This window comes from Paenibacillus sp. GM2 (genome assembly GCF_900069005.2).
Classification (GTDB): Bacteria; Bacillota; Bacilli; order Paenibacillales; family Paenibacillaceae; genus Fontibacillus.
In genome coordinates this window covers 57,842-69,638 of the sequence record NZ_LN831279.1, presented here as the reverse complement: position 1 = coordinate 69,638, position 11,797 = coordinate 57,842, and the positions used below count along the sequence as shown (strand labels likewise).

The window sequence follows — 11,797 nt, the reverse complement described above, 5'->3', positions numbered from 1 at the left end:
TTTAAGCAGCTTTTGCGATCCGATCCGATTCGATTCGATATATTAGACTTCTATACTTGCCTCTTAATGACCTTCACAAAAAAGAAAACGCCCCTGTGTTATCAAAACATCAGAAGCGATTTCTTTATTTATAAGCTTTATGATACATAGCGGGCCAGCGCTGCTTGATACGTACTCTTTGGCCGCAGTCCAATCAGTTTATCCATAGGTTCACCGTTATGAAACATGATCACCGTCGGCATGGACATGATCCCAAACTGAGCAGCAAGCTCCGGCGATTCGTCACAATCTACCTGATAAATATCCAGGCGCCCCGCTTCCTCTTGACTTAGCTCCTCCAAAATGGGCAGCAGTGTTTTGCAGGGTGGACACCAGCTGGCTCCAAATTCAACAAGCGTGACTCCATCCTGTTTAATCGCATTTTGGAAGCTTGCTCCATCTATCCGTTGTAAACTCATCTTCATTCCTCCATTTCATCCCGTTGTCGTTCATCCAGAATCGATTGCATGCGCTCCTCCAGATTCATCTTGATATGATTCAGTTGGTTTATTCGCGCATCAATCTCTGCGATTTTTTGGCGGAAGATCGGAAAAACCTCTGTGCAAAACGCCTCTTTATTTTTCATGACGCAATGCAGGAAACCTGCAATCTGCTCGGTCGTCAATCCAAGATTTAGATATAACTGGATCGTGCGCACCTGTTCTTCTGCGAATATGGAATAATCCCGGTAGCCGCTCTCGTCTCGAGCAGGCTTAAGCAATCCTTGCTGCTCATAATATCGCAGTGAACGGACGCTGACACCGGTACGGGCTGCAAGTTCTCCGATTTTCATGCTATCTGGCCTCCTAGATGAACGATTCGATTTCATTGTAAACCCTGACAGTAGTGTCAAGGTCAAGGGGATTTTGACTATTTTAAATTTCTATTATTAGAAATAAATTATGGTTATCTTCTTGTCCGCGATCTTCCCTTTGGGCTTTTCCCCCATTGGGGCCAGCGATACGGCGGCACATGCTGAAGCATCGTATGGAACACCCTTCCCCACTGCTCTTCATTCAGTCTACCGATGGGATATTCCCGACTCACCCTCAATTCTCTGGCCAGCTTCGCAATCTGGGGAGGGGTAAACACACCTGATAGAGCGGCAAATAACGGTAACCGCGGATCTCGCAGTCCATATGCTGCCAACGATGTAAACTTCGGCTGATGCTGTGTAAGAACAATAGGCTCCTCCCTTCGCTCGATGAGCAGGATGGCGGAATCCACTTGCGGGGGCGGTGCAAAATGATGAGGCGAAACCGTCCGCACAAGTCGGATATCATATTGCATCCTCCAGCTCAAAATGCGCGGATCTGTAACGGGGATTGCTGTAAATCGTTGGGCTGCCCCCTTCTCCACAAGCAGTACGGCTCGCTGCAGAGGAACGGCGGGTTGATCCAATAACCTCCCCATAATCGGAGTAGTTATTGAATAAGGGATATTGGCGACGACAGTAAAAGGACTTCCTGGGAGAGAGACCTTCAGAAAATCAGATTGCTTGATACGAATGTTGCTTCTATCCTGCATCTTGCTGAAGAGTCTGTCAATTAACGCTGGATCTGTCTCGATGGCGAGTACATGTGCCGCTTTCTCTGCAAGCGGATAGGTTAATGCTCCCGTCCCCGCCCCGATATCAAGCACGGTATCGGTAGGGCGAATCCGGGCCAATGTGATCATATCATGAATCAGCCGTTTGCTGATTAATAGATGTTGTGCGGAAAAGTTGGATTCTTTCTTCCACTTACTACAATAATTTTTATTATTTTTGGACACCAAAAAGCACCTCATTCATTCGTATAGTAATGAAAAAGGCACAGCACAAATAATCCTGCGCATTTCATAAGAAAATGCCTGGATTTAGATGTTCTGTACCTTCATTAACGAATACGTATGAATGCGATGCAATACATGTAAGGACAATCCTCCCTTATATGAAACGGATCCTATTACAAGCAACAGTATAGCATAGCCCCTCCGCTGATCGCATGGGGAATCTTCAATATAACGATTCTTTACCAGCAGCAGACTTATGAACAAACCTCTCAACAGGTTTGTTCATAAGTCTTAAATGACTCTATTCGTACACCCGTATCTCTATAATCTCTGCCCGGGGGCAACCGTTGGTTGCATCCACCACCAAGCGGAGCCGTTCCGAGGAAAGCGATCGATCCAGTGTATGCACTGCTCTACGCTTCCGGTTATTTCGGCCTTCGGCGATGGTGACCCACTCCCCATTTATATAGCTCTGCAATCGATAATCCTTGATCAATTCCGGAATCGCCTCAAACGGTGTGCGGTGATGATGCAGATTGATCAGATCCTCATTTACATCATCGTTAAAGGTAAGATGTACCGTGCGAATGCTGACCGAGGCTGGCCAGCTTAACTCCAGCCACTCCGGCGAGTCTTCCCGCAGCGAGGCGGATGACCACAGATGCGTCCCCGCATAGGGCCGATGATAACCGTCGATCACCTTATCGGGCGCAAAAGCATGTGTCGGCGAGAGCAGACGGAAGCAGATGGACTTGCGGACAAACGGGCGCATATTCCACTGCACAACGGGCTGAGCTGGCTGTTGATCGCCAAATTCCGGAGAAACGATAGGCTGCGGGCCTTTCACGAACACAAGCACCCCGGATTGCGGCTCATCAGACAGATGCAAGGCAATCCGCTCATTTGCTTTAATGATAAGAAAAGCGTTCTGTGGAGCGTCCGGCTTCCACTGTAAAAGCAGCTTAGCCCACTGCCCCACTCCCTTGCTGATCGGAATCGAAGCCGCCGTCTGCAGGGTATGCGGGACATAGTTCTCACCGCGTCCGGTACCCCATAGCTCCACCTCCAGCCTTGTGTCCTCCGCCGCATCGATGAGTAATTCAAGCCCCGTCAGCTCTGGGTCGACAGGCAAGAGCAAGCCGATATCGGAAGCTAATCGACAGGATTCAACCGACTTTTGCACAGCTAGCTGCGTCAACGTGCTGGAAGCCGTTGTTTTTGCGTTCCGTGCCAAATCGCCAGGATCCTCATTGCGGAAACCGATGATGGACGCCCCCTGGCGAAGCAGGGTTTGCTGAAGCTCCAGCATATGCGTTTGGTAGAGCTCGCGCGGTAAGATTCCCTTAGCCGCACATAAAGCTGCCCCGGTGCCGGCGGCTTCACCAATAACGGCGCATGTCGCCATGACACGGGTCGTCCCAAACGCGACATGCGATGCGCTGATGTCACGTCCGGCCATCATCAAGTTGTTCACATTGGCGGAGTACAGGGAACGGAACGGAATAGAATAGACCCCATCCGCATGCAAATGCTTCGAGCCGCTTTCCGTGGAATACATCCCTTGCGGAGGATGCAAATCAATTGACCATCCGCCGAAGGCAACGCCATCTTCGAACTGGCGCTGCTCCACAATATCGTTTTGGTTAAGCACATAATCGCCAAGGAAACGGCGGTACTCCCGTTTGCCCGGAATCGAGCCTACCCACTCCAGCGTCATATTGTTGGCATCAAATTTGCCGGAATTTTTAATATAGTCCCAGATGCCATAAATCACCGCCCACAATTCGTCGCGAATCCGCTCATTATCGTGAACCGTATCCATTTCCCCGCCCCACTCGATCCACCAATAAGCGCATCCGTTATCGCCGCTGCGAATAACACGCTTCAATGGAATGGTCGTCTTCGTGATATCCTTTGCAAAGCTTGGCGGTATAAACTTTACCGGTTGTCCCGCATCCTTCGTATAGAAGAACATCGTACTTCCCAGCGTGATGTCATCTGCAACCTGCGGTGCCCAAGCCTCGTTATACTCCTCCTTCGCCTCACGGCCAATGCGATACTTGGCCCCGGCCAGGAAACCGATCAGCCCATCGCCCGTACAATCCAGGAACATACCGCTTTCAAAACGAATACGACGCTCAGAGCCCATCATCCAACCGGTTACAGAACGGATAATCCTGCTGTCCGCATCACCTTCGGCCTCCACTTCATGGACATCGGTATTCAAAAATAAGCGGATATTAGGCTCCGCACGTACCGTTTCCAGCACAATCATATCCCAAATATACGGGTTCCCATCGATATTCCGATATTGGTTCTCAAGGAACAGCTCGCCCATGATGCCGGTCTCTCGTGCATAACGATTTGTTCCGTGAGCGGTAGCTCCGCACACCCAGACTCGTACCTCGCTGCTTGAATTTCCGCCTAGTACCGGACGATTCTGAATCAATGACACCGTCCTGCCCAAACGGGCTGCGGCAACAGCAGCGCTCACTCCGGCCAGGCCGCCGCCAATCACTGTAATATCCGACTTGATAACTTCCTTTCTCATGATTGAACCTCTCCTTAAGGTCGTATTCAATATCCTTGATTTCATCTTATAATGAACACTTCCTTAAATACATGCATCATGTTACGATTAAATATATACTTTATTTCACATAGAGTGGTGATGAAATGAGAAGTGACTTTACGATCCGCCTGGTAACGCATCTGTATTGGATTAAAAAAGAAGCATTTGCTCTCGAACGGGATATCTATTCTTACTGGACGATATTTGCGGTGGAAGACGGCAGGTTTATTTACCGCATAGGAGATCGGCAGGGCGAAGCCGGACTTGGCAGCCTGGTGGTCTGCCCTCCGAACACCTGGTTTCATAGAAAAACCCTTGAACCCTTAAGCTTTCACTTTATTCATTTCGCATGGAATACAGAGCCCTCTCTGGAAGAAATACAGTCGTTAAGCGGTGCTCTGAAAATCACCGACATCGAGCGGCTGCGTTCCAATTATCTCTACCTGCGGATGCTGGCATTGGAACAGGATAAAACCGCTATGGAGCGAAAACAGCATCTGGTAAGCGATATATGGCGTTTATACGAACTGGAGACGAATATGCCACGGGAAATAGGGTTAAATGGCATGCTGGCAGATGTGGAGATGCGAACGGCTGCCCAATTTATCATCAACAATGCATTTGGCCCGATCGATTTAAAGAGTCTGGCGCTCTCGCTGCAGCTTACCCCGGTACAGTTAACCAGACGCTTTCGCGCAGCTTACGGAATGCCTCCCTCTGAATATACAACCCGGCTCCGGCTGGACAGAGCCAGTAAATTGCTGTTAGAAACAGAGCTTAGCATCGACAAAATCGCGCAGCTCTGCGGATATGAGAACGGCTTCTACTTGAGCCGCATCTTCCGGAGCAAACGGGGAATGCCTCCCTCACAATATCGCAGCATGCCTCGTGTCTAGCTGCTTCTCTACCATGATCCCCATAAAAAAGGCTTGTAGAGTTGTTGGTTCAACTCTACAAGCGCCCATGCTTAATTTGATTTCTGTACCGGTTTTCAGTTGCTCTAAAGGCATATCAACAATCGGCAATAGCGATTCTCCTCGCTACAGAACCGTGACGACGGATACATTAAAGTTATTTCCTGCGGTGCCCGTCTTCATGATTCTTAATATATGTGTAGTAGTATCAAAAGTATAGTCCGCTCCCGGAATCAAAGAAACCCCGTTCAACTTCACATCCGATAAATCAGAGAGCCCCGTGTATACGTCCAATTCCTCAAAAGGATGATCAAAGCTCATATTAAGTGTCTTGGAGCCGGCGTCCCAATGCATGGACTTAAGGTTAATATTCTGATAGGAATGTCTGGTGTCCGTTCCTATTAGAATCGGGTAGACTCCCCCATAACTCTCCTCCAGCTGGTTGAACAGGATTTGCCCCCAAGCCTGGGATTCGCCCATACCGGCATAACCCAGCTCATTTCGGATAACGAGCGCATCCTCTGTATCCCATTGCGGAAGCTGCAAGAAATAACTCAAGGCGCTTAGCGCGTTTGGGCTCTGCTTGTCGCTATATCCCAAATAAGTTTTGGTAGTGTAGTAGCCCTTATTATTATTGGCATTTATGTCCTGCAAATGAGACTCATAGTTCGCCGCTTTGGGATCGTCCATTCCTTTGAATTTCCTTATGCCAAAAATCGCATTCCCCAGCCCATCATTGTCATTAGCAAACAATCCGGAAGCTTCCGCAGGCAGCAGGTCATATACATATTGAGCGATCTGCGCATAAGTTTTTCCTTCTATAGTTGTTGTATTGTCCAGATCGGCCATAACGGATAATCCATAAAGAAGCGGCCCCAGCTCGCCCCAATATAACGAACCGTTCGACTTGTCTTCATAGGACGTCCAGTTATGTTCCCCGTAATTCATTAAATTCCGATAATAAATACCGAACGCCTGATTTAATACTTCCCTTGCATCGTTATCCGCTGGATGGCTGCTGCACCATGAGGCCAAGCCCATGATCGGGTAGCCGTAATTCATAAGCCTGCCAAACAAGTAATTATCATACTTGGTTGAATTATATGCTGTCGGTTCATAGCTGTCAGCGGTTCCTCCCAGCATATGAGAACCAAATCTTATTTTTTCAAGATATTCGCTCCAGGTCTCACCCTCAGCAATCGTTCCGTTGTATTTAAAGTAAGAACTGCCGTTGGACTGCAAAATCCCCTCGAATCGGTCCGGATTGTTCTTCGCAAGGTCTTCTCCCCTCACAAAGCCTTTTCCGTCATCATAGAGCAGCCAGGCATCGCTTCCCCACTGCTTGACAGAGCCAAAAAATTCGGCGTCCCCGATGCCGTCGTCGCTCAATGCTTTTACAATCAAGCGCGGATTGCTTATTGAACCGCCAGTAGGCGTAATGGAGCCCTCAATCTCGGCCACACCTCCATGAATGCGGACCTTAAAATACACATGGACATTGTTTTCATCTTTAGTGAACTCCACGACCATTGTATTGGTATCTTCATCAAAGGCAACCGATCGGGTCGTCGGATTGGCAATTTCCACGGGAGTCAAACCATCATAGCCATAAGCAAAGCGAAGGGCTCCCAACGGATCGGAACCATAAGTACTCTCCGCAAACGTTAATCGAGGAACAGATAGATCCCCCGTTACAAAATACAGACCGTTATCAAACTTTAGCTGCGGATCCACAAACACACTTGGACCCTGTCCGTACCTGAAATCAGCCCATCTGTGAGTTGGCAGGCCTCTTGGCATGCTCTCCTTCACGAAATCAACCAGATTTTGCGCCGTATCCTGTGCATAGGTTTCGGGCAAGGTCTGCAAGCTCAGCAATATCTCGGCGGAATCCGTACTCCATCTCATACTGCTCTCAATATAACCTCTGGTTTCCGTATTTCTGTAGTCACCTAATTGAGGATCATAATAAATTCTCTGCCCCCTCTCCTGAGGCTTGACGGCATAGCTGGCTACATTCCTGACCTCCGCCTGATTCGACCGCGCGAGGGTGTCCCCGTTTGAATCGCAGACATCAACAAGGTAGACATATGTTTTTTCTGCTTCAAGAGAACTCACGTAGGACAACGTATTTACATCTGTAATTGTGGCATCAAGGTAATAAGGATGCATTTGGGGCAGATATTGAAAGTTTTTGTTCCAATCTCCCCCCGTGTAATATCTAAGGCCCGGATATGTCTTGGGGAACTTATAGATTTTATAAGCCCCGAAATCGTCCCCCTCATACTTCACCCAGTTAATCGTGGCTTGGCTGGAAGCGGGAGCACCCGCAGACAGGGAAAATTCAGGGTAAGGAACCACATTAATATCAAACCATATCCCCAGATCCGGCAAAAAGGTGCCATCCGCCTTAATAGGACGCAGGTAGATTCTGCTTGTCCCAAGCTCCTCCTGACCTGTAAAGCTGAACATAAACCTTCCTGTACCTCCGGTTTCAATCCCGGAATAGTCTGGTGCAGCCGGTCTGCTGAACGTAAGCCAATTATTGTAGCCGGTAAATATAGAGCTTGTCTCATATGAATAACTGGCGTCCGTATTGGCCAAGACGACTTCATTGCTTGGCCATCCGAATAACCATGGCTCGCTGCCGTTATTTTTGAGATCAACCCAAAACTCCCCCGTCTCGCCTGGATGTACAGTAATGGACGAAGCGCTCTCTTGAACATACTGGGCGCTGAAATTGCCATTCGCGTAAGCTGCAGGCACGAAGGCGGATAAAATCAAAAGGATCAATGAGCTTGCAAGCAGAGCTTTTCCTCGCTTTCTCCCTTTCCTCATATCAGCTAATCCTCCCTTTCGGATTGAATCAGCACGGTTTCTCCCTCATAACTCTATTTTTCTCTATCTATTCTTTGGCGGCAGACAGGAAGGCATCGACCTGCTGCTGATATTCCGCAATTACCTTGTCCAGTCCGGCCTTTTTGAGCTCAGCGCTGTATTGGGCAATCGCCTTTTCCGGCTCCAATACGCCCGCTGCAATTCCGTATTTGTATTTATTCTCTATCGTACTAAGAGCAGCCAGTTCGGTCTTAACCGGTGTTTGATCGAAGTTGAAGCCCATAATCGGACTCAGCAGCTTGGTATTCTTATCGAAGTCCAGCAATTGCTCCATAAAGTCCGGCGCATCGGTAGCCTTTGGCTTCAGGAACTTCGGATTTTGCCACATCCACTCCGGCGGTGCATATCCAATCGTCGAAACATCTACGCTATCAGGAGTAACAATCTTGCCGTCCTTAATATCAAAGTGAGTGCCCTTCAACCCATTGGTCATCATATCGTAATTTTCTTCGTTCTCCTGAATCCAGTTTAGAAACATAACGGCTCTATCGATATTTTTCGAGGTTGCGGCAATGCTTTGGAAGTTCCAAGTGGTCGTTGGCATATAAGGCTCATCGGTCAACAATATTTTTACGAACTCGACCTCGGCTCCAGGTACGGAAATATTCCGATAATAATTGTTATATTCATATACATCCCCGCCGCCTATCGCTGCTTTTCCTGAGTTGAAATCTGCCCGGATGTCACGACCAACCATGACGTCCTTATCGATAAATCCTTTTTCATAAAGCATCCGCAAATATTTCGCATCCTCCAAAGTGCCCGGAAGGTCGTATTTAGCTACCGCTTTCAGCGTCTTGAAGTTAAATAAAATGCCGTCAGAAACTGTGCTTTGCAACACTTCCCCTGTCTGGTATTGGGCAGGCGGTTCGTTAAATACGATCATTTCCGGATTATTCTTCTTCACCGCTTCGGCATAGGCTAACAGATCATCCATGGTCTTGATCTCAGGCAGGCCGTACTTTTCACGCAAGTCTTTGCGGATTGTCGCCGTATAGTAGCCCTTGGTCGTACCTAATGCCCCTGCCGGCACGCCGTACTTCTGACCGTTAATCGTCACCGGAGGCCAGTATTTGCTGTCAAGCGCATCCATGATAGCTTGGCCATATTTGGAGAGAGGCTCATCCAGCGAGGCAAGCGAGTTGGATTTGGCGAATGTGCCCAGTAGGCCCGGGTCCGTCCACATAATATCTACTTGATTTCCCGTGGCCAGCATAATTGGCAATTTTTGATAGTAATCCCCCCAAGGAATGTATTGATACTTCAATTTCACGTTAATGCCGTCCTCGGCCAGCTTCTTCTCCAAGGCCGCTGTTACCGTATCCTGATCCGGCTGCGGATCGCCCGGATATACGATGTTCAGAGTCACTTTCGGCAAAGACTCCGTGCCGCTGCTCTGAGCTGATCCATTCTCTTTGCCAGCGTTTGTTGCCGCTCCATTTCCTCCATTGGACGAGCAAGCGGCCAAAGCAGCTATCAGCAGTACACTTGCCAGAAAAACCCCAAACGTTTTACCGAATAATTTCTTCATGACCAGACCTCCTGTTTATGATGAGTGCTATCTATACAAACCCTTTCGGGATGTATACAAAGAAACATGCGCAGGTTAACCCCATATTCAGCCTTTTACACTTCCAATAGTCAGACCTTTGACAAAATAGCGCTGCAAGAACGGATACAGCAAGATGATGGGCCCGATGGTCAGAACTGTGGTTGCCATCTTGACGCCCTCCTCCGGAATAGATGCAGCGGCGATCGATGAATTGGCTCCGCTTGAGGTCGCATAAGAAATATTGGAGGTAATCGCCCGAATCAGCAGTTGCAGCGGGTAAAGCTCCCTTTCGTTGATCAGCATAAGCCCGAGCCACCAATCATTCCAATAGCTGATGGCATAAAACAGGCAGATAGTGGCCAGCCCGGGCAATGCCAGCGGTAATGCAATCCGAAATAATAGCTGAAATTCATTTGCTCCATCTATTTTCGCGGCTTCAAAGATTGAATTGTCAATGCCGGATATGAAGCTTCTCAGTACAAGCAGATTAAAAGCGTTAATGGTGTAAGGAATAATCAAGGCAAGCAAACTATCATGCAGGCCCAGATACTTCGTCGTTATGATGTACCATGGAACAAGACCGCCATTAAACAGCATGGTGAAATAGACAAGAAACGAGATCGGCACCGCCATCTTCCATTCTTTTCTCGACAAGGCAAATGCCATCATGGTGGTAATCAGCATGCTGAACAGCGTTCCAACCACCGTAACAAAAGTCGTGACTTGGTAAGCGTCCAGAATGGTGGAGCCTCTTCCAAGCACATATTTGTATGCCGACCAAGTTACTTTATGCGGGAATATATCGAAGCCGTTCGCACGAATATATTGCTCATCTGTAATCGATGTGGAAATAATGGTCATGAATGGAATAATAGCGACGATAACAAACAAAATCATATAAATATAGGCAAAAGCGGAAATGATCTTATCACTGGCAGACTTGGTTTTCATTCATTATCACACCTATCTGGATTTATCTTTTAGAATAGCGCGGCATCCTTGTCATACTTTCTTACTACGGCATTGGCCGTATAGACAAACAGGAAGCCAATCACGGATTGCAGCAGTCCGATGGCCGAGGACATCCCTACGTCATTCAAGGTTCGAAGCGCCCGGAACACATAAGTATCAATAACATCTGTCGTAGGAAACAACAGGCTGTTATCGCCAACCAAACCATAGATCATGCCGAAGTCGCCATAAAAGATCCGGCCTATAGCCAGCAGAAGCAAAATAATGATCGTCTTGGAAATACCGGGTATGGTAATATGCCAGATCTGCCGGAACTTGTTGGCACCGTCAAGCGCAGCAGATTCATACTGCTCCTGATCAATTCCTGTGATAGCGGCAAGGTAAATAATGCTGTTGAAGCCAACCGATTTCCAGGAGTACAGCAGCACGAGAATGGCCGGCCAATACCCGGCCTGGTTGTACCAACTGATCCCTTCCAGGCCCAAGCTCTTTAACCAATTGTTCACGATGCCGAAATCCGTATTCAGGAAGTTGTACGCAAATACAGCAACAATCACCCATGAAATAAAATTGGGGAGGATTACGAGCGATTGGGAGATTTTCTTGAACCAGACCAGGCGGATCTCATTAATCAGAACTGCGGTCGTTATGGCTAATGCAGTACCTATACCAATAAATAAAACATTCAGGAATAGAGTGTTGAAAACAACCCTCAATACGGAAATCGTATCTACGCTTAGAAATTTAAAATTGTTCAGTCCATTAAACGGACTTCCGAAAATCCCCAGATCCATGCGGTATTCCTTAAAAGCTATGACAATACCAGCCATGGGCAAATAACTGAATAATAGGAAGTAGATTAATCCGGGTAATACCAACAAATATAGAAATCTGTTCTTGACTAAATCGGTAAACCTTACATGCAGGACTCTCCTCATTTTGTACACCTCATTTTCTCTATGTCGATTCTCTTGCCTCAGGGCCAAAATATAGCGCTTTCAATATTGAATCACAAGTTTAAAAACTAAATATTCCTTTGAATAATGTAGGTTGGACCCGGTAAAAAACATACCTAAG

The 11,797-nt window shown here is 47.6% G+C and carries 9 protein-coding genes; 1 reads left to right on the top strand and 8 read right to left on the bottom strand.

Annotated features, from left to right (window positions below; genetic code table 11):
* Positions 1 to 137: 137 nt before the first annotated feature.
* From BN1360_RS10290 to BN1360_RS10275, 4 genes are all read right to left on the bottom strand, one after another.
* Entirely contained in the window at positions 138 to 458 is a 321-nt protein-coding gene (locus tag BN1360_RS10290; protein ID WP_068779781.1) for a thioredoxin family protein, read from the bottom strand.
* A gap of 2 nt (positions 459 to 460) precedes the next feature.
* Positions 461 to 832 carry a MerR family DNA-binding transcriptional regulator gene (locus tag BN1360_RS10285; protein ID WP_068779780.1) on the bottom strand — a complete coding sequence of 124 codons (372 nt, stop codon included), beginning with the start codon at positions 830 to 832 and terminating at the stop codon, positions 461 to 463.
* A 113-nt stretch (positions 833 to 945) separates the two neighbouring features.
* Positions 946 to 1,812 (bottom strand): 23S ribosomal RNA methyltransferase Erm, encoded by an 867-nt coding sequence (gene erm / locus BN1360_RS10280; protein WP_069188331.1) that lies wholly within the window; start codon positions 1,810 to 1,812, stop codon positions 946 to 948.
* A 301-nt stretch (positions 1,813 to 2,113) separates the two neighbouring features.
* The gene (locus tag BN1360_RS10275) at positions 2,114 to 4,363 is read right to left on the bottom strand and encodes an FAD-dependent oxidoreductase (protein WP_068779778.1); all 2,250 of its coding nucleotides are present in this window, start codon (positions 4,361 to 4,363) and stop codon (positions 2,114 to 2,116) included.
* Between the two features lie 125 nt (positions 4,364 to 4,488).
* Here BN1360_RS10275 and BN1360_RS10270 point away from each other — a divergent pair, with 125 nt between their 5' ends.
* Complete coding sequence (locus BN1360_RS10270) at positions 4,489 to 5,280, top strand: helix-turn-helix domain-containing protein (RefSeq protein WP_068779777.1); 792 nt, start codon at positions 4,489 to 4,491, stop codon at positions 5,278 to 5,280.
* A gap of 144 nt (positions 5,281 to 5,424) precedes the next feature.
* On the opposite strand, the gene BN1360_RS10265 is transcribed toward BN1360_RS10270, so the two are convergent.
* The 4 genes from BN1360_RS10265 to BN1360_RS10250 form a co-directional block, all read right to left on the bottom strand.
* Complete coding sequence (locus tag BN1360_RS10265) at positions 5,425 to 8,136, bottom strand: hypothetical protein (protein ID WP_068779776.1); 2,712 nt, start codon at positions 8,134 to 8,136, stop codon at positions 5,425 to 5,427.
* A gap of 67 nt (positions 8,137 to 8,203) precedes the next feature.
* The gene (locus BN1360_RS10260) at positions 8,204 to 9,727 is read right to left on the bottom strand and encodes an extracellular solute-binding protein (protein WP_068779775.1); all 1,524 of its coding nucleotides are present in this window, start codon (positions 9,725 to 9,727) and stop codon (positions 8,204 to 8,206) included.
* An 87-nt stretch (positions 9,728 to 9,814) separates the two neighbouring features.
* Positions 9,815 to 10,699, bottom strand: a complete 885-nt coding sequence (locus BN1360_RS10255) for a carbohydrate ABC transporter permease (RefSeq protein WP_068779774.1) — start codon at positions 10,697 to 10,699, stop codon at positions 9,815 to 9,817.
* Between the two features lie 29 nt (positions 10,700 to 10,728).
* Positions 10,729 to 11,601, bottom strand: coding sequence for an ABC transporter permease (locus BN1360_RS10250; protein WP_229520969.1), 873 nt, complete (start codon positions 11,599 to 11,601; stop codon positions 10,729 to 10,731).
* Positions 11,602 to 11,797: the final 196 nt, after the last annotated feature.

What these genes read in the sequence shown, in the direction of transcription:
- BN1360_RS10260 (WP_068779775.1), bottom strand. Translation starts at nt 9,727, where the DNA reads ATGAAGAAATTATTCGGTAAAACGTTTGGGGTTTTTCTGGCAAGTGTA.
- BN1360_RS10265 (WP_068779776.1), bottom strand. Translation starts at nt 8,136, where the DNA reads ATGAGGAAAGGGAGAAAGCGAGGAAAAGCTCTGCTTGCAAGCTCATTG.
- BN1360_RS10275 (WP_068779778.1), bottom strand. Translation starts at nt 4,363, where the DNA reads ATGAGAAAGGAAGTTATCAAGTCGGATATTACAGTGATTGGCGGCGGC.
- BN1360_RS10285 (WP_068779780.1), bottom strand. Translation starts at nt 832, where the DNA reads ATGAAAATCGGAGAACTTGCAGCCCGTACCGGTGTCAGCGTCCGTTCA.
- BN1360_RS10255 (WP_068779774.1), bottom strand. Translation starts at nt 10,699, where the DNA reads ATGAAAACCAAGTCTGCCAGTGATAAGATCATTTCCGCTTTTGCCTAT.
- BN1360_RS10270 (WP_068779777.1), top strand. Translation starts at nt 4,489, where the DNA reads ATGAGAAGTGACTTTACGATCCGCCTGGTAACGCATCTGTATTGGATT.
- BN1360_RS10290 (WP_068779781.1), bottom strand. Translation starts at nt 458, where the DNA reads ATGAGTTTACAACGGATAGATGGAGCAAGCTTCCAAAATGCGATTAAA.